Here is a 17,644-nt window from a genome sequence, read left to right on the forward strand (position 1 = left end):
TGTAACTTTAGACAAACAATCAAAAGTGCACGACTTACTTTTTCAAAATATTACCAAACATATCAGCCTGACGCAAGACGAACAAACGCTGCTGAAGTCCAAAATCCTATCGGCTACTTTTGATAAAAATCAAATTATCCTTGAGCCGGGAAACCATTCAAACCAGTTGTATTTTGTAAAAAGCGGCTGTTTGCGTGTATTCCAACCGCAAGAAGACGGGCAGGAAATAAACGTTCTGTTTTGTCCGGAAAATTGGTGGGCTTGCGATATTTTGAGTTTTTCAGATGGCAAACCTGCAACATTTGGAATCGACTGCCTCGAAAGCACGGAAGTATGTTATTTCACTGCTACAGATATGGATTATTTGTACGGCCGCATCCCAAAACTCGAGCGCTTTTTCCGGATCCTGTTCCAGAATGCATTTGCACTATACCAACGTCGGCTGGCACTTTTGCTTTCGACTTCGGCGGAAACGCGTTACAAGCTTTTCAAAACACAATATCCGACACTCGAAGCGCGTATCGCACAAAAGCACATTGCTTCCTATTTGGGAATCACGCCTGTTTTCCTGAGCATGCTCCGAAAGAAAAAGCTTTAAATAAGCTGAAAGCCAATCAAACATCAGCGTGGTCATTTATTTCCCGACCTTACTAAAATTGAAAAAGCGCTGGCAAAACGTGTGACAGCGCTTAATCGTAACCTCTAAAATAAAAAAAAATTAAGACAATTGCGGCCCGGCTTTCACCAGGTTTTCGGTTTCAGGTGTATCTGTATATTGTTTGAAATTAGCTATGAATAAGTGAGCGAGCCTGGTGGCTTTCTCTGTCCATTCCGACGATTCGCGATAGGTTTTCCTTGGGTCTAGAATATCAGGATTTACATTTTCCAGTTCTGTCGGAACCGTTAAATTGAATACCGGAATTTGGGTTGTTTCAGATGTTGAGATCGAACCATCAAGAATCCTGTCGATGATTGCCCGGGTATCGTGTATCGAAATACGTTTTCCGCTTCCGTTCCAACCGGTGTTGACCATGTATGCCGTTGTTCCGTGAGCGTTCATCTGATCGATCAGAGTCTCGGCGTATTGTCCCGGATGAAGCGTAAGGAATGCTTTCCCGAAACAAGCTGAAAACGTAGGCTGCGGTTCGGTAATCCCGAGTTCCGTACCAGCTAATTTAGCCGTAAATCCGGAGAGGAAATAGTATTGTATCTGTTCCGGTGTCAGGATCGAAACAGGCGGCATCACACCAAAAGCATCGGCCGTAAGGAAAATCACTTTAGACGCGTGTCCGGCTTTTGAAACCGGAGTCACGATATTGTCGATATGATAGATCGGATACGAAACCCTGGTATTCTGGGTGACCGAATCATCTGTAAAATCAATATTCCCATTCGCATCGACCGTTACATTTTCAAGCAAGGCATCGCGACGGATCGCCTGGAAAATCTCAGGTTCGGCTTCTTTGTTCAGGTTGATGGTCTTCGCATAACATCCGCCTTCGAAATTAAAGACGCCGTCCTTGTCCCAACCGTGTTCATCGTCCCCGATCAGTTCACGTTTTGGATCTGTCGAAAGTGTAGTTTTCCCTGTTCCGGACAATCCGAAGAAAATAGCCACATCGCCGTCTTTGCCTTTATTCGCGGAACAATGCATGGAAGCGATTCCACGTTGCGGCAAATAATAATTCATGATGGCAAACAGGCCTTTTTTCATTTCGCCTCCGTACCAGGTACCGCCAATGAGCTGCATCTTTTCGGTCAGGTTAAAGGCGATGTAATTTTCCGAATTGAGGTTATGCGACTGATAATCCGGAAAAGTGGTTTTGGAAGCGTTCATTACGACAAAATCCGGTTCGCCGAAATGGTCGAGTTCTTCCTCTGTCGGACGGATGAACATATTCTTTACGAAATGTGCCTGCCAGGCGACTTCCATGATGAAACGCACTTTGAGACGTGTATCTGGATTCGCGCCGCAAAAGGCATCGATAACGTAAAGTACTTTATTGCTGAGCTGTTCGGTGGTGTTCTTTTTTAGCGCTTCCCAGGTTTGCTGTCCGATGGGTTTATTGTCGTTCGGGGCTTTTTCGCTGTTCCACCAAATGGTATTTTCCGTAAGCGAATCTTTGACTATGTATTTGTCTTTTGGGGAACGTCCGGTGAAAGATCCGGTCATTACATTTACGGCCCCGAGTTTTGTTTCCTGTCCTTTTTCGAATCCGGAAAGCGATGGATTCAATTCGTCGAAATACAACGACTCAAAAGACGGATTGTGGATAATCTGGATTGGTTTGTGGATTCCATACGACGTCAACGAAATCGATTTCGCTGTCATGATGTCATTTTCCATAAATCGGGTTGGTTTGTAGTTGATGGGACAAAATTATAAATTAATTTGAATCAACTATAACGATTTCGTAATTTTAAGATTTTTTCTTCAAAATTGTTATCAACAACACGATCCAGCCAGTAATCATAAGGCTTCCGCCGATTGGAGTCAACGGCCCGATCACTTTTTTAACGTTTTCTGCCACTCCCATCGACAATATGTAAATCGATCCGCTGAAAAGCAAAACGCCTATGGAAACAAGCCATGAAATTGTTTTTTTGGATTTGTCTGAAACACTCGGAACCAACGATATAAATAACAAAAATAACGCGTGGTACATTTGATATTTTACACCCGTTTCAAACACCTGAAGTTGTTCAGGCGACAAAATTTCCTTTAACGCATGTGCGCCAAAAGCACCTAAAATTATTGCCGTCATCCCAAAGAATGCTCCAACGGCCATTATATTTTTGTCCATGAAATATCTGTTTGCCCAAAGATACGCCAGCGACAGGTCAGGGCAAAACTCTATTTTGTTTTTTACATTGGTCCGTATACCTTTGACGCAATCAAAAATACCATGAGACATATCCTGATCATTGGCGCCGGCCGTTCCGCTTCTTCGCTTATTCGCTACCTGCTTGAAAAATCGGACGTTGAAAACCTCCACCTGACCATTGGCGACCTGTCGCTTGAACTGGCACAGAAAAAAGCCGGCGGACATTCGAATGCGACTCCAATCGTACTGGACATTCGCGATAAACAGCAACGGATGTCGGCTATTGAAAACGCAGATCTGGTCATATCCATGCTTCCGGCACACATGCATATTGAAGTGGCGAAAGACTGTATCGTTCTCAAAAAACATCTGGTCACGGCATCTTACATCAGCGACGCGATGCAGGCTTTGGATGAGGAAGCCAAAAAGAACGGATTGGTCTTTATGAATGAAATTGGCCTAGATCCGGGAATAGATCATATGAGTGCCATGAAAGTCATTGATGAGATTCGGGAGAAAGGCGGAAAAATGCTGCTTTTCGAATCGTTCTGCGGCGGATTGGTGGCTCCGGAATCCGATGATAACTTATGGAATTACAAGTTCACATGGGCACCGAGAAATGTCGTGTTGGCCGGACAAGGTGGTGCCGCGAAATTCATACAGGAAGGCAAATACAAGTATATCCCGTATCATAAATTGTTTCGCCGGACGGAATTTCTGGAGGTTGAAGGTTACGGAAAATTCGAAGGTTATGCCAACCGTGATTCGCTCAAATACCGCAGTGTTTACGGGCTTGACGACATCCTGACATTGTATCGCGGAACGATTCGCCGCGTTGGGTTTTCGCGTGCGTGGAATATGTTCGTGCAATTGGGAATGACCGATGACAGTTACATCATCGATAATTCAGATACGATCAGTTATCGCGAATTCGTCAATTTGTTTTTGCCGTATCACCCGACCGATTCGGTAGAAATAAAATTGCGTCTTCAACTTGGAATCGAACAGGACGACATCATCTGGGACAAATTCCTCGAACTAGATTTGTTCAATCCGAATAAAATTGTCGGATTGACAGATGCCACTCCGGCACAGATACTCGAAAAAATCCTATCGGACAAATGGACGCTTGCCCCTGACGATAAGGATATGATCGTGATGTATCATAAATTCGGTTACGAACTCAATGGCGAAGAACACCAAATCGATTCCAAAATGGTCTGCATAGGAGACGACCAGACATTTACCGCCATGGCTAAAACAGTAGGGCTTCCGGTTGCCATTGCGGCCATAAAGATTTTGAATGGTGACATTACGACTCCGGGTGTCCAACTTCCGTTGAGCAAGGAAGTCTATGATCCGATTTTGAGGGAACTCGAAACTTTTGGAGTGATTTTCAGGGAAACCGAAATGCCTTACATTGGATACAATCCGGATAAGTTGTTGGTTTGATTTTTATGATAGACCTTCTGAACAGCACTATTCGCTTCTTGTAATTTTGGGAAAATATACAGAAAAAGTGTATCCGGATGTGTTCGTTTTTGCTTACCATAGACCTTCCAGGTTTTAAAAACCTGGAAGGTCTGAAGTCGGCATACTAAAGATGCATCAAATTTGCACCTTTCCATTGCTAACTGTCCATCTGACCTGACTGGCTCACATCCCCAAATCCAGCTTAAAATTAACTTTGATCGAAAAGTTATCCGATGGTTGTGGCAGGCTGTTCGCGCCGTATCTGTAATAACAGCCAAGACCCAAACCGCTGTAAATCATATTGATTTCGATACCACTCTCAAAATAACCTTTATCAAGGGTTTTATAATCGAACCCAAGATGTTGTTCCGGATGCCTCAAATCTCCGTAAGCCATTCGTGTTACAATACCAAATGACGGCTTGACCGACCTTGAAATCTCGAAACGCTGAGAGGTCTGCCGAAGTTGTAACGAAAAATACCGGCTCGAAAAGAACTCATTGAACAACATGGTTTCAAAACCGTTCGTACTTCCGGGACGAATGCGTTCCAACACATTTCCACTTCTCGGATTGTTCGGAGTCGAGTTGTACAACTGGGTCACCGGAACATCGCCATAGGCATAACCCCCGAGCAAAAGTGCTGTGGTTTTCTGTCCACCCAAAAAATCTTTTTCATATTCCACGCGAAGGTCGAGTTTACCAAAACTCAAATCTGAATCAAAAATTCCGGCAACGGCCTGCGTATATTGGAAAGCAAATTTGGGAAACCCCCTATCTGTTTCAATACGCCCCATGGGTGTTTGCATATATTCGCTGAACGGATTCCATTGCAGGCTGACTTCGGCTGTTGCCAGATCATATTCCTGCAGTTCTTGCCCATCTTTTGTAAACGTGTAGTCGAATAACGGATCGATGTGGGAATATTCGAGTTGCCAGATACTTTCGGTTTTCGGAATCAGACGTGATTCCACATAGCCGCGCCAACTCTTATAGGAATAAAAAGTGGTGATGTTGAACGGACGCCCGTCATAAATCCGGATTTTTTTTGGATCTGTGATGAATTGTGTACTCGCGATTTCACGGATATCATCGGTGTACGATACGCCGATCCAACTATTTGAAAACTTCCCCAAACGCAACGCGGTTCCCAAACTATATTTGATCCGGGTGTCGCGAAAACCATAGGCACCGTATCCGTCTATACGAACCATTTTTGAGAATTTTTCATTCGTTATTCCGCCAAGCCCGAGACGTAAACCTTCGTATTCATTATAGGCGATAATATCTGTAAACCGTAAATCAATTGAGCCAAGCGGAATGTATCCGTACAAAAAACGACGGGCCAACCGCAGCTTCCATTGCAACCCGAACGACCCCGAAATACTATCAAGGCTTCTGTAAGACTGTTCATCACGTGGATCCGAGTCGTGTTTCGGGACAGATTTCCAATAGGCTTCATCCCGTTTGACAGCCTGGTCTTCTATCTCGGCCCTGACCCACGGATGCCGTATTTCCACAGGCACATCGACTTCTGGGGCAGAAAACCACGTCGCCGACCTGGCATAGATAAAATCGGATGCGAATTTTTGCCTTTTTTTGGTAAGCGAACGCCCGGCAAATTGATTGGCCGTGTTTGATTCCGGTTCAAAATCGAGCGTTGTACCGAGGATTGAAATCGGTCTGTCGTATCGGCCTTTAGCCACAATAATTTCTGTAATCTGTGGAAACCAGACATTTTGGGCAAACAGATAATCGAACCGGTAGTTTGCCGTGATATCAATGACTCCGCGAAAACGGATCGTGGCCTGGGCGACTCCGGACGTTTTCTCATCGAGGTACAACAAGCCGGAAATACCGCGTTTCTTTTTCGGAAAAAAAGCAATGGCATATACTTTCCTACCCGAAATCCGCAACGAATCCTGGAGGCGATACTCGTAATCATGAAATGCATCTGAAGCCAACGGTCCGTTATACGTGACACGGGCCATTTCAAATTGTTCACCGTAGACGGAAAACGACTGTAATTTGAGCGCCATCAATTCGTAAACCGGCTGTTGGAAACCACCCATTCGTGCGCCTTTTATATTCTCCTTGAGTACTTCTCCGTCAAATTCGAATCGGGATACTTTTTCCGACAGGAATAAATGCTGGCGTGATATATATTTCTTGAAGTGATAATCGGACGAATCGAGTTTCCTGAAAATCTTTTTGTCCCTGTATTTGAAATAGAAAACTGAATCGATACTGCCACTGATAGAATCCGGATTCGCGGTCACAAGCAATTTATTGTAGGAATCGAACTTATAGGATGAAAGCGCCTGTTGCGGGTCATTGGATTTTCTCGAAGATATAGCTCTGGCAATAAGCAAATTGGCTTTGTTTTGAGATTTCCCAACATCCAAAGCTCTTAAATACACCCGGATTTGGGTCGAACCGGACTGGGAAGCATAGACCGTCTTGTCTTTATATCCGGTAACGGAAACCCGTATTGGCCCACGCGAATCCTGTAAGAGGAAACTGCCGTCGATGTCGGTAAAAACCAATTGATCACCACATCGTACTGATGCAAAAGCGATTGGATTTCCGTGTTCGGCTTCGAACACCACGCCATGCCGTGTTTGCGCTCCCAACGAAACGACAAGCAACAATAGCAGCCACGTGAGTTTTTTCATTCTTAGACCTAACGCGAATTAAAGTACGTCATTGCCGTTGCATAAAAAAATCCGCGGTTGCGGACTTTAGTAATTTTTATCGTTACCATGGATTTCAAAACCCACTAATACCAATCGATACTGCATCCTGAACCACGAAATGACCTTCCATTCAAGCAACTTTTCATTTTCGTAAGCCTCACGGATTGCTTTTTTACGTTCAACCAGGCTTTCGCGAAGTCTGCGGTAATTTTTACGGCTTCCGTTGGCGACGATTTCCATGTATCAGACTTTCATGATTTCCGCTTCTTTGACAGACAACAGCTCGTCGATTTTGCGGATGTGGTTGTTGGTCAGCGTCTGGACTTCATCTTCGGCGCTTTTGCAGATGTCTTCGGAAGTTCCGTCTTTTTCAAGTTTCTTGATTTCTTTGTTGGCTTCCTGACGCGCGTTCCGGATACCAATTTTGGCATCTTCGGCTTCTGTCTTGGCTTGTTTTACCAAATCGCGACGGCGTTCTTCTGTCAGCGGCGGAACAGAGATGATGATATTCTCACCATTGTTCATGGGGTTGAAACCGATGTTAGCAACCATGATAGCTTTCTCTATGGGTTGCAACATACTTTTTTCCCAAGGCTGGATTGTTAGGGTACGGGCATCCGGCACGTTGATGTTGGCTACTTGAGAAAGTGGTGTCTGAGATCCGTAATAATCTACGAACACGCCTCCAAGCATAGCCGGAGAAGCTTTTCCGGCGCGGATGTTCAGGAATTCCTTTTCAAGGTGTGCGATGGAACCCGACATGGATTCCTCGGTGCTTTCTAAGATAAAATCAATTTCTTCGGTCATGGCTTTAGATCGAAATGGTATTATATTGCTATTGGTTGTTTCAGATTCTGCAGCCTAGCCCTGATGCGAGTGGAAATCCTTTTGCAGCGTTCTAAAGCGCAAAAGATTGCAACGGGCAGCAGGTTCCCGGCTCCAAAAATTATCCCTGAACCGTAGTCCCGATATTTTCTCCCTGGCAGATTTTAAGCAGATTGCCTTTTTTGTTCATGTCGAACACGACGATTGGCAAAGCGTTTTCCTGGCTCAACGTGAAAGCCGTGGAATCCATGACGTTCAGGTTTTTGGAGATGACTTCAGAGAAAGTCAGGGTTTCATATTTGGTGGCCGACGGATCTTTCTCCGGATCGGCGGTGTAAATTCCATCTACTCGGGTGCCTTTTAAAATGACGTCAGCGTGTATTTCGACACCTCTTAAAACGGCTGCTGTATCTGTCGTGAAATACGGGTTTCCGGTTCCGGCTCCAAAAATCACGATGCGGTTTTTCTCTAAATGACGTACTGCTCGGCGTTTGATGTATGGTTCCGCGATGGCCTCGATCTTTAACGCCGTTTGTAAACGGGTCAGCATTCCCTTGTCTTCGAGAGCACCTTGTAAAGCCATTCCATTGATTACGGTGGCGAGCATTCCCATGTAATCGCCTTGTACCCTGTCCATTCCGTTGCTGGCTCCGGCTACTCCGCGAAATATGTTTCCTCCACCAATTACGATTGCAATTTCAACACCTTGGTCATGAATCAGTTTGATATCTTCGGCATATTCGGCAAGGCGGGCGGGGTCGATTCCGTAAGCCCTGTCGCCCATGAGCGCTTCACCGCTTAGCTTGAGGAGGATTCTTTTGTATTTCATGTTTTTGGGTTGAGTTGTGCAAATATAGAGATTATCCGAATTGACTTTGAAGCCGATTGTAAAAATGTTAACAGGGTTAAAAAGGTGTTTTAAGCAGTCTTTTTAAGTGGTACATTTATGTCTCTTTTAAATCTGTCAGCTTATGAAGATGGCCATTGCCGAAGGGCTTGCAAACAGTTATTCGTACACCAAATACCGCGACATCCTGCATGTATTGTTGTCCCAGGGGAAATCCTCCGGCCCAAAACAGTCAGAGGACCTTCTTGCTTACAGCCAGCTCAACGAAGCCCGAATGGACCGGCTCGATAAAAAAATCGTGGTTCCAGAGGAAAACATCACAAAATTACTGGCTATCAAAGAAAAGTATATCTGGCTTGTTTTATCGGAAGGATGGTGTGGCGATGCGGCTCAGTTGATTCCAATCTTCAATAAACTGGCGATACTTTCACCGAATATCGATTTGAAGATTGCGTTCCGCGATGAGAATGAAGCGCTGATGAATTTATTCCTGACCAACGGCTCACGATCGATTCCAAAACTGATCGTGCTTGATAAGAAAACCCTAGAAGTCCGTGCCAATTGGGGCCCGCGACCAAAACCAGCAGCCCACATCATTTCAAGTTACAAGGCACAATATGGCGTAATAGATGAAACGGCCCGAAAGGAATTGCATTTGTGGTATTCACGCGACAAGGGCGTGACTGCCCAGGAAGAACTGATCCAATTGATGGAAGACGTGGAACATGCATTCTACACTAAAAGATAAAAAGCCCGAACCCAAGACTGATTGAACGGATATGCCCGGTATTATCCCTTGAAAATCCGTATTCGGAATATTCGATAAATACCGATAAGGCAGACTGATCATCTTCCAATCCCAGACTCAGCTTTTTATAATCACCCATCAAATCACCATGCCCTACAGCAAATGCGTATCCGTAACCCGATTGAAGGGAAATACGGGTCATTTCGTTTATTTTGGGAGCGAATCTAAGGTTCAGGTAAACCGGTATCGTAACGAGTTTTTCAGAAATCCGGTAATCGGTTCCGGTATGAAGACCTGAGGTAAACCAACGATTGACATTGAGTCCGGCTCCAAACTTTGTAAAAATCCCGTCCGGCAACCAACGATTGTCGTTGATGCGTGCGTCGTGATCGAGATGCGTGCGCAAAGGCAGCGAAAACCCAAAAGACAAATAGGTCGGTTTCTTTTTTTCCTTTGGAATATATTCCTGGAAATATTGGGCACGAGCCGAAACAGCGAACAAAATCGCCAAAAGTGAAAGCTTAAACCTGTCGCAACTCGTTCTCAAATACCTCGGGCGTTTTAGCTAAAGTTACGGAATAGTCACCTATTTTGGTTCGCCTCAAAGCCGTTAAATGCGCTCCAGACTTCAATGCTTTTCCAAAATCGAAAGCCAACGACCTGATATACGTCCCTTTACTGCAGGCGACGCGAAAGTCGATTTCCGGCAACTCGATCCGGGTGATTTCAAATTCGTATATCGTGGTTTTTCGGGATGCGATTTCAACATCTACTCCGGCACGGGCATGTTCGTATAATCGGACGCCATCTTTTTTGATTGCAGAAAATACCGGTGGCTTTTGATCGATTTCACCAAGGAATTTGGCAGTAGTTTCGCGAATAAGTTCTTCTGAAATATGGTCGATTGGAAATATCTGATCCACCTCTGTCTCCAAATCATAAGAAGGTGTTGTCGCCCCAATAAAAAAAGTTCCGGTGTATTCTTTTGGCTGTGCCTGTATTTCAGAGATTTTCTTAGTCGATTTTCCGGTGCAGACAATAAGCAAACCTGTCGCCAACGGATCAAGCGTTCCGGCATGCCCTATCTTGAACTTTTTGAGCCCGAATGCATTCTTGAGTAAATATTTGAGCTTGTTCACCGCCTGGAACGAACTCCAGGTAAGCGGCTTGTCTACTAAAAGGATTTGTCCTTCGAGGATGTTTTCTTCAGACAGCATCAACTATTGTAAGTGAAGTAAACCAGTAAAATGATGCCCGCAAAAATCCGGTAATAGCCCCACGGTTTGAAACCGTATTTCTTGATGACGCCGATAAAGAATTTAATGGCGATGATAGCAACTACAAAAGCGATGGCATTCCCCAGTAAGAACAAACCTAGGTTTTCCGGTTGTTGCTTTAAAAGTTCGTATCCTTTCAAACCCGAATGTTCGAAGGTTTTGAGAAACACGGAATATACCGTAACGGCCAACATCGTCGGAACGGCAAGAAAGAACGAAAATTCAGCCGCAGCTTCACGCGTCAGTTTTTGCTGCATACCGCCTATGATGGAAGCGGCAGATCGTGACGTTCCCGGCATCATTGCCAGACATTGCCAGAAACCAATGACTACAGCTTTTTTAACCGAAATTTCTTCTTCGGAATGTACAATTGGATTTTTGAAATATCTGTCAATGAACAACAAAACAATTCCGCCGACGATGAGCATGCAGGCAATTGGGATCGGTTTTCCCAGCACTTCATCAATCATGTCATCGAAGATTTTCCCTAAAACCAAAGCAGGAATAACGGCTGCAGCAAGTTTGATGTAGAAATTGATTTTTTTGAAGTCGAAGAATTTCTTCCAGTATAAAACCACGACGGCCAGAATAGCCCCGAATTGAATCGCCACCTGGAATAATTTGACGAAATCCTGATCCTGAATCCCAAAATACGAACTCGTAAAAATCATGTGGGCCGTGGAAGAAACCGGAAGATATTCGGTCAGACCTTCAACAATGGCAATCAGGATAGCTTGTAAAGTGGTCATGTGAATTTGGAAATTTAACTTCGTTAAGTTCGGCCTTTGCCCTCGGGTGAAAATATGATAATTTGGAAATGTCCTGGATACTTTTAAAACTTGATGTGAATGCTCAAAAGCACTCACTTGCAAATTTTCAAATTACACAATTTTCAAATTATTTAGCTTTTTTGAAAATCGACCAGATCGCAATGCCAAACCCAATCAAAACCACAGTCGGTGCCAATCGGATGCGTCGGAAATCAAAAACAGATTCGTTGAAAACGTTAGGATCATCGCTTCCGCCGCCTGTCATCAGGATAAATCCGAGAGCAATTACACCAAGGCCGATCAACAATAGTTTGTAATTGGCTTTTTCAAAAAGGAAGGTTGGTTTGTTTTCCATTGCTTAATCTTTTTTGAAACGAAGACACTAAGGCACCAAGACACAAAGGAATTCGATATTATTTTTTCTGAAGGCACAAGGCGGCGCTTCGCTTATTCGTTAATATAAATCGTCGGTTCTTAAATTCAGGAACCTAGTGGTGGCGATGAATGTCGAGATGGCCGTCACGATTATTCCCGTCACCAAAACACCTAAAAGCACAGCTCCCGTCATAATTTGGTCACGCAAAATACCAAGGCTCGGGAACGTCGTATCGAGATAATACAATAAGCCCATGAGCGCAACTACCGCGAAAACGGCACCGATAATCCCAAGCAAAATACCTTTCCAGATGAAAGGACGACGGATAAATGATTTTGTCGCACCTACCATCTGCATCGTTTTAATGATAAATCGATTGGAATGAATCGACAGGCGCAATGCACTGTTGATCAACAGCACCGCAATCAAAGCCATCACGCCGCTGACAATCAGGATCCACATCGAAACCTTCTCGATATTATTGTTTACGAGCGTCACCAATTGCTTGTCGTAGGAAGCATCGGAAATCATCTGGTTTTCGCGCAACTTGCTCTGAATCTTTTCAATGCTGTCGTTGACTACGTAATTCGCCTTCAAATGGATATCGAACGAATTCTGCAACGGGTTCATCCCCAAAAATTCCATGAAATCCTCACCAATGACAGCCTGGTGTTCCTTCGCCGCGACCTCTTTGGGCACATATTTAAAATCCTTGACCCATTTGGCCGACTTGAGTTGCGCCTCGAAAAGCTGGAGCGAATCGGTCGTCGCCTCATTCTTGAAGAATACCGTCATCGTGATATCTTCCTTGAAATCATCGGACAAATTCTTCGAGTTGATCACAAAAAGCCCGAGCACGCCCAACAGGAACAGCATCAGGAAAATACTCAACACAACCGAGAAATAAGAGGAAATCAGACGGCGCTTCTGGAACCGGTCGAACTTGGAGATCATAGGCTTGAAATGTGGGGTAAAAGTAACAAGAACTTACCAAACCCTTTTCTTATCGGTTAAAAAAATCATCTTTTTCGCCCCTTTAAATTATTTTTCTCATTCCCTAGCGCTGCTATGCAACTCTAAAAATAATTTAAAGGAACAAAAAATCTGGATTTTTCACCAGGATAAGAAAAGGGTTAGGCAAGTTCAAAACAACTTCGGTAATAAAAATTATATCCGAATCTAACCGGATATAATCGGTTATAATTTTCTAATCGGATATAACCGGTTAAATCTTTTACGGTTTGCGGGATAAACGTAAATTTGCAGCAGTTTTAATTTAAAGTTTTGGGCGTGACCACAAGGGTCGGGCACTCAGCACTCGCTCTGTCCGCCTTAAGAACGGCTGGACAGGAGCTTAGACAAATGCCTCGATCCCTCACGCAAACGCCTGAAATAACCTTACTGTATCAGATTGTCACAGTCCATTTGACTTTCGGCATTCGACATTCGACTTATGAAGTACAACCCGAACGAAATAGAAGCCCGCTGGCAAAAATTCTGGGCAGAAGAACAAACTTTCGCCGCCTCGAACCATTCCGACAAACCGAAATATTATGTGCTTGACATGTTCCCTTATCCGTCAGGAGCAGGCTTGCACGTAGGCCATCCACTGGGTTACATAGCGAGCGACATCTATGCACGCTTCAAACGCCATCAGGGTTTCAACGTATTGCATCCGCAGGGTTACGACAGTTTTGGTCTTCCGGCTGAACAATATGCCATACAGACCGGCCAGCATCCGGAGAAAACCACAAAGGAGAACATTGCACGTTACCGCGAACAGCTTGATAAAATCGGGTTTTCGTTCGATTGGGAACGCGAAGTCCGTACATCTGACCCTTCCTATTATAAATGGACGCAATGGATTTTTATTCAGCTTTTCAATTCGTGGTACAATAAAACCACAGACAAAGCCGAAAGCATCTGCACGTTGGTTTCCGAATTCGAAAAAAACGGGAATGCCACTGTCGATGCGGTTTCAGATGACAACATTGAATCTTTTTCCGCTGCAGATTGGAACGGCTGGCCAACCGAAAAACAACAACAGATTCTTTTAGGTTACCGCCTCACCTATCTCGCCGAAACCGAAGTCAACTGGTGTCCGGGGCTTGGAACTGTACTGGCCAACGACGAAATCGTCAATGGGGTTTCGGAACGCGGCGGCTTTCCGGTCATCCGCAAAAAAATGACCCAATGGAGCATGCGGATTTCTGCGTATGCCGAACGGTTGCTGCAAGGTTTGAACGACATCGACTGGACACAATCGCTTATAGACGCACAGAGTAACTGGATCGGGAAATCGGTCGGGGCATCGGTCAAATTTAAACTTACAGGTTCGGCCGCCGAATCTTTTCCTGAAAACGAAATCCCGCAGATCGAAGTATTCACGACACGCCCCGATACGATTTTCGGGGTGACGTTCCTGACACTTGCACCCGAGCACCACCTGGTTTCCAAAATCGTTTCCGACGACCAAAAAGAAGCCGTCGAATCTTATATCGAAGCTACCGCAAAACGTTCCGAACGCGAACGCATGGCCGATGTCAAAACCATTTCCGGTGTGTTCACAGGCGCTTATGCCACGCATCCGTTATCGAGCCGCCCTATCCCAATCTGGGTCGGCGATTATGTGCTTGCAGGTTACGGAACCGGAGCCGTTATGGCCGTTCCTGCCGGAGATGAAAGAGATTATGCGTTTGCCAAACACTTTGAAATTCCAATCGAGAATATTTTCGATGGTGTCGATATTTCGGAACAGGCGTTTACCGATAAGAACAATGTGAGTTATCAGAATTCAGGCTTTTTGAACGGCCTCGATTATAAATCGGCGACGGCAAAAGTGATTGAAGAACTCGAAAAAGTCCAATCTGGCAAAGGAAAAACCAATTACCGATTGCGTGATGCCGTGTTCTCCCGACAACGCTATTGGGGCGAACCATTTCCCGTTTATTACGTGAACGGATTGCCACAGATGATCGATGCCGCCCATTTACCGATCCGTTTGCCGGAAGTCGAAAAATACCTGCCGACAGAAGACGGTTCCCCACCTCTTGGAAACGCTACAACATGGGCTTGGGATATTTCCAAAAACGAAGTGGTTCCAAACGACCACGTCGACAATAAAACCGTTTTCCCGCTCGAGCTCAACACCATGCCGGGTTGGGCCGGAAGTTCATGGTATTGGCTGCGGTATATGGATCCGCATGACAAGGATGCTTTCGTTTCCAAAGAAGCGGAGCAATACTGGCAGAATGTGGACTTATACATAGGCGGTTCGGAACACGCGACCGGGCATTTGCTGTACAGCCGTTTCTGGAATAAGTTTTTGTTCGACCGTGGTTTTATTTCGAAGGAGGAACCTTTTAATAAGCTGATCAATCAGGGGATGATTTTGGGGACGAGTGCGTTTGTGCACCGTCTTGAAGGAACCAATACATTCGTTTCAAAGAACAAAATCGGGAATCAAAAGGTTCAACAGATTCACGCAGATGTTTACCTTGTCAATGCATCGGAAGAACTCGACATCGAAGGCTTCAAAAAATGGCGCCCCGATTTCGCGAACGCCGAATTCGTCACCGAAGACAACGGTAAGTTCATTGTCTCCCGCGAAGTCGAAAAAATGTCCAAATCCAAATACAACGTCGTAAACCCAGACGACATCTGCAACGAATACGGAGCCGATACGCTGCGTCTTTACGAAATGTTCCTCGGTCCGCTTGAACAGGCCAAACCGTGGAATACCGCCGGAATTACAGGAGTCTTCGGGTTCCTTAAAAAACTGTGGCGTTTGTATTTCGATGACAACGGATTGATTGTCACGGCGAATCCGGCGAGCAAAGAGGCTTTAAAAACGCTTCATAAAACGATTAAGAAAGTGCAGGACGACATCGAAGGTTTCTCGTTCAATACTTCTGTTAGCCAGTTCATGATTGCCGTCAACGAACTCACGGCGATGAATTGCCACGAGCGTGTCGTATTGGAACCGCTTGCCATTTTGGTTTCGCCTTATGCACCTCATATCGCCGAGGAATTATGGCATCGTTTGGGTCATCAAACCAGTATTTCAACCGCGCCGTTCCCGGATTTCAATCCGGATTATCTCATCGAAAGCAGCAAGGAATATCCGGTGTCGTTCAACGGAAAGACCAAGTTCACCATCGAACTGCCGCTTGATCTGTCTGCCTCGGAAATCGAAAAAATCATTATGGACGACGAGCGTACGAAAACACAACTGGGTGGAAATGCGCCTAAAAAAGTAATCGTCGTTCCGGGACGCATCATCAACATCGTGGCCTGATGAAACGGTTCGATGTGGCTCCGCTTGACAAAATGTCCCGAATCATCAGTTTTGGGATCGGCATTCTGTTTTTGTCGATTCTGGGAACCATCTGGTTGGCGCCTGATGAAGCTAAAAATGCGGTTCGGCTCTATCCGACGATTATGTTGGTCGTGATATTTGGGATTGCCTATGGCCTGAAGCCGTCTGCTTACGTGATTTCGGCAGACAAACTTCTGGTAAAACGCCCGGCCTGGAATGATGCGGAGTTTAGGTTATCTGACATTTCATCCATCGTCAGAATCGAAAGCGTCCCGAACAAGGGCCTGATCCGCACGTTGGGCTGCGGCGGTCTTTTTGGATACTACGGCTACTTTTCGAACCATGATTATGGAAGCATGACGTGGTATTTAACCAGAAGGAAAAACGTACTGATGCTTGAGGTCAAATCTGAAAAAGTGCTGGTTTCACCTAAAGATACCGATGCATTTTTGTCTGAACTCAGGAATAAAATCGATGGTCTGAATTTGGCATAAGAATACAGATTGGCCCTGAAAATTATTCTCACAAAAAAGAGTATTGGTGTAATGTCCGCATTGAATTTCTGTGGCAGAATTGGGCAGAATTGGTTTTCGAGACGGACTCCGAATAATTTTCCACGACAAAAGGCTGCGACAAAATAATTTGTCGCAACACTTTTGTCCGGAATGTTTGACAAATCTTTTTTCCGGCCACAGTTTGTCGGAAGTAAATTCGAATGGTGATAAAACAACGAACCTATCAAACTGCCAACCTGTCATTTTTCCAATGTGGTTCCAAATTTGACAATCGCCCCTCGATTTTAAACACATCAATATGTATTGGATACTGATCATTGCCATCATGGGTGCGAGTGGGCTCGTCTCATGGAGGCTCAAAAGTAAATTCGAGGAATACTCCAAAATGCACCTGCAGAATAATATGAGCGGTGCCGAAATAGCAGAAAAAATGCTCGCAGACCACGGAATCCGTGACGTCCGTGTAATCTCGACTCCGGGTCGTCTCACAGATCATTACAATCCGGCCGATAAAACCGTAAACCTCAGCGAAGCTGTCTACAACCAGAGAAATGCCGCCGCAGCTGCCGTCGCTGCCCACGAATGCGGACACGCTGTCCAGCATGCCACCGCTTACGGTTGGTTGCAGATGCGTTCCACTTTGGTTCCAGTGGTTAATGTCGCGTCAAGTTTGGTACAATGGATTTTGATTGCGGGAATTTTGATGGTTCGGACGTTCCCACAATTGTTGCTCATCGGAATCGTGATTTTTGCACTGACCACATTATTTTCGTTCATCACCTTACCCGTTGAATATGATGCCAGCAACCGCGCGCTGGCTTGGCTGGAAAACAAACATATGGTCACGCCCCGCGAACACGATGCGGCGAAAGATGCATTGAAATGGGCAGCGAGAACCTATGTCGTAGCTGCAATCGGGTCGTTGGCAACCTTGCTGTATTACATTTCGATTTACAACAACCGGCGATAATTTCAA

17 protein-coding genes are annotated in these 17,644 nt (G+C 45.1%); 6 read left to right on the forward strand and 11 right to left on the reverse strand.

Going from position 1 to position 17,644, the window contains the following annotated elements:
- Positions 1-25: 25 nt before the first annotated feature.
- Complete coding sequence (locus G6047_RS10985) at positions 26-598, forward strand: Crp/Fnr family transcriptional regulator (protein ID WP_169527668.1); 573 nt, start codon at positions 26-28, stop codon at positions 596-598.
- Between the two features lie 120 nt (positions 599-718).
- On the opposite strand, the gene pckA is transcribed toward G6047_RS10985, so the two are convergent.
- Together pckA and G6047_RS10995 are read right to left on the reverse strand one after the other, a co-directional pair.
- Positions 719-2,347, reverse strand: coding sequence for a phosphoenolpyruvate carboxykinase (ATP) (gene pckA, locus G6047_RS10990; RefSeq protein WP_169527669.1), 1,629 nt, complete (start codon positions 2,345-2,347; stop codon positions 719-721).
- Positions 2,348-2,420: 73 nt separating this feature from the next.
- Positions 2,421-2,804, reverse strand: a complete 384-nt coding sequence (locus G6047_RS10995) for a DUF423 domain-containing protein (protein WP_169527670.1) — start codon at positions 2,802-2,804, stop codon at positions 2,421-2,423.
- A 102-nt stretch (positions 2,805-2,906) separates the two neighbouring features.
- Here G6047_RS10995 and G6047_RS11000 point away from each other — a divergent pair, with 102 nt between their 5' ends.
- Positions 2,907-4,277, forward strand: a complete 1,371-nt coding sequence (locus G6047_RS11000) for a saccharopine dehydrogenase family protein (protein WP_169527671.1) — start codon at positions 2,907-2,909, stop codon at positions 4,275-4,277.
- 204 nt (positions 4,278-4,481) lie between these two features.
- Here the strand turns inward: G6047_RS11000 and G6047_RS11005 are convergent, their stop codons facing one another.
- The 4 genes from G6047_RS11005 to pyrH all read right to left on the reverse strand — a co-directional run bounded on the left by G6047_RS11005 (position 4,482) and on the right by pyrH (position 8,646).
- On the reverse strand, positions 4,482-6,971 hold the full coding sequence (locus tag G6047_RS11005; RefSeq protein WP_169527672.1) for a DUF5686 family protein: 2,490 nt from the start codon (positions 6,969-6,971) through the stop codon (positions 4,482-4,484).
- Positions 6,972-7,037: 66 nt separating this feature from the next.
- Positions 7,038-7,232 carry a hypothetical protein gene (locus tag G6047_RS11010; protein ID WP_169527673.1) on the reverse strand — a complete coding sequence of 65 codons (195 nt, stop codon included), beginning with the start codon at positions 7,230-7,232 and terminating at the stop codon, positions 7,038-7,040.
- A gap of 3 nt (positions 7,233-7,235) precedes the next feature.
- Complete coding sequence (gene frr, locus G6047_RS11015; RefSeq protein WP_169527674.1) at positions 7,236-7,799, reverse strand: ribosome recycling factor; 564 nt, start codon at positions 7,797-7,799, stop codon at positions 7,236-7,238.
- A gap of 139 nt (positions 7,800-7,938) precedes the next feature.
- Positions 7,939-8,646, reverse strand: a complete 708-nt coding sequence (gene pyrH / locus G6047_RS11020; RefSeq protein WP_169527675.1) for a UMP kinase — start codon at positions 8,644-8,646, stop codon at positions 7,939-7,941.
- 142 nt (positions 8,647-8,788) lie between these two features.
- On the opposite strand from pyrH, the gene G6047_RS11025 reads away from it, so the two are divergent.
- Positions 8,789-9,412 carry a thioredoxin family protein gene (locus G6047_RS11025; protein WP_169527676.1) on the forward strand — a complete coding sequence of 208 codons (624 nt, stop codon included), beginning with the start codon at positions 8,789-8,791 and terminating at the stop codon, positions 9,410-9,412.
- Here the strand turns inward: G6047_RS11025 and G6047_RS11030 are convergent.
- The 5 genes from G6047_RS11030 to G6047_RS11050 all read right to left on the reverse strand — a co-directional run bounded on the left by G6047_RS11030 (position 9,402) and on the right by G6047_RS11050 (position 12,789).
- Entirely contained in the window at positions 9,402-9,959 is a 558-nt protein-coding gene (locus G6047_RS11030) for a hypothetical protein (protein ID WP_169527677.1), read from the reverse strand. The genes G6047_RS11025 and G6047_RS11030 overlap by 11 nt on opposite strands.
- Positions 9,934-10,629, reverse strand: a complete 696-nt coding sequence (truB, locus tag G6047_RS11035; RefSeq protein WP_394352503.1) for a tRNA pseudouridine(55) synthase TruB — start codon at positions 10,627-10,629, stop codon at positions 9,934-9,936. Before truB ends, G6047_RS11030 begins: the two co-directional genes overlap by 26 nt.
- The gene (locus G6047_RS11040; RefSeq protein WP_169527678.1) at positions 10,629-11,438 is read right to left on the reverse strand and encodes an undecaprenyl-diphosphate phosphatase; all 810 of its coding nucleotides are present in this window, start codon (positions 11,436-11,438) and stop codon (positions 10,629-10,631) included. Before G6047_RS11040 ends, truB begins: the two co-directional genes overlap by 1 nt.
- 148 nt (positions 11,439-11,586) lie before the next feature.
- On the reverse strand, positions 11,587-11,814 hold the full coding sequence (locus G6047_RS11045) for a DUF3098 domain-containing protein (RefSeq protein WP_169527679.1): 228 nt from the start codon (positions 11,812-11,814) through the stop codon (positions 11,587-11,589).
- A gap of 99 nt (positions 11,815-11,913) precedes the next feature.
- Positions 11,914-12,789: a cell division protein FtsX gene (locus G6047_RS11050; RefSeq protein ID WP_169527680.1), complete on the reverse strand. Its 876-nt coding sequence runs from the start codon at positions 12,787-12,789 to the stop codon at positions 11,914-11,916.
- Between the two features lie 499 nt (positions 12,790-13,288).
- Between G6047_RS11050 and leuS the strand changes: the two genes are divergently transcribed.
- The 3 genes from leuS (at position 13,289) to G6047_RS11065 (ending at position 17,638) form a co-directional block, all read left to right on the forward strand.
- Positions 13,289-16,132 (forward strand): leucine--tRNA ligase, encoded by a 2,844-nt coding sequence (gene leuS, locus G6047_RS11055; RefSeq protein WP_169527681.1) that lies wholly within the window; start codon positions 13,289-13,291, stop codon positions 16,130-16,132.
- Entirely contained in the window at positions 16,132-16,647 is a 516-nt protein-coding gene (locus G6047_RS11060) for a PH domain-containing protein (protein WP_169527682.1), read from the forward strand. Before leuS ends, G6047_RS11060 begins: the two co-directional genes overlap by 1 nt.
- Positions 16,648-16,966: 319 nt before the next feature.
- Complete coding sequence (locus G6047_RS11065) at positions 16,967-17,638, forward strand: zinc metallopeptidase (protein ID WP_169527683.1); 672 nt, start codon at positions 16,967-16,969, stop codon at positions 17,636-17,638.
- Positions 17,639-17,644 lie beyond the last annotated feature (6 nt).

Source organism: Flavobacterium silvaticum (assembly GCF_012911565.1).
Taxonomy (GTDB): domain Bacteria; phylum Bacteroidota; class Bacteroidia; order Flavobacteriales; family Flavobacteriaceae; genus Flavobacterium; species Flavobacterium silvaticum.

Coding starts and splice junctions, on each gene's coding strand:
- pckA (WP_169527669.1), bottom strand. CDS start 2,347: ATGGAAAATGACATCATGACAGCGAAATCGATTTCGTTGACGTCGTAT.
- G6047_RS10995 (WP_169527670.1), bottom strand. CDS start 2,804: ATGGACAAAAATATAATGGCCGTTGGAGCATTCTTTGGGATGACGGCA.
- G6047_RS11000 (WP_169527671.1), top strand. CDS start 2,907: ATGAGACATATCCTGATCATTGGCGCCGGCCGTTCCGCTTCTTCGCTT.
- G6047_RS11005 (WP_169527672.1), bottom strand. CDS start 6,971: ATGAAAAAACTCACGTGGCTGCTATTGTTGCTTGTCGTTTCGTTGGGA.
- G6047_RS11010 (WP_169527673.1), bottom strand. CDS start 7,232: ATGGAAATCGTCGCCAACGGAAGCCGTAAAAATTACCGCAGACTTCGC.
- frr (WP_169527674.1), bottom strand. CDS start 7,799: ATGACCGAAGAAATTGATTTTATCTTAGAAAGCACCGAGGAATCCATG.
- pyrH (WP_169527675.1), bottom strand. CDS start 8,646: ATGAAATACAAAAGAATCCTCCTCAAGCTAAGCGGTGAAGCGCTCATG.
- G6047_RS11025 (WP_169527676.1), top strand. CDS start 8,789: ATGAAGATGGCCATTGCCGAAGGGCTTGCAAACAGTTATTCGTACACC.
- truB (WP_394352503.1), bottom strand. CDS start 10,629: ATGCTGTCTGAAGAAAACATCCTCGAAGGACAAATCCTTTTAGTAGAC.
- G6047_RS11040 (WP_169527678.1), bottom strand. CDS start 11,438: ATGACCACTTTACAAGCTATCCTGATTGCCATTGTTGAAGGTCTGACC.
- G6047_RS11045 (WP_169527679.1), bottom strand. CDS start 11,814: ATGGAAAACAAACCAACCTTCCTTTTTGAAAAAGCCAATTACAAACTA.
- G6047_RS11050 (WP_169527680.1), bottom strand. CDS start 12,789: ATGATCTCCAAGTTCGACCGGTTCCAGAAGCGCCGTCTGATTTCCTCT.
- leuS (WP_169527681.1), top strand. CDS start 13,289: ATGAAGTACAACCCGAACGAAATAGAAGCCCGCTGGCAAAAATTCTGG.
- G6047_RS11060 (WP_169527682.1), top strand. CDS start 16,132: ATGAAACGGTTCGATGTGGCTCCGCTTGACAAAATGTCCCGAATCATC.
- G6047_RS11065 (WP_169527683.1), top strand. CDS start 16,967: ATGTATTGGATACTGATCATTGCCATCATGGGTGCGAGTGGGCTCGTC.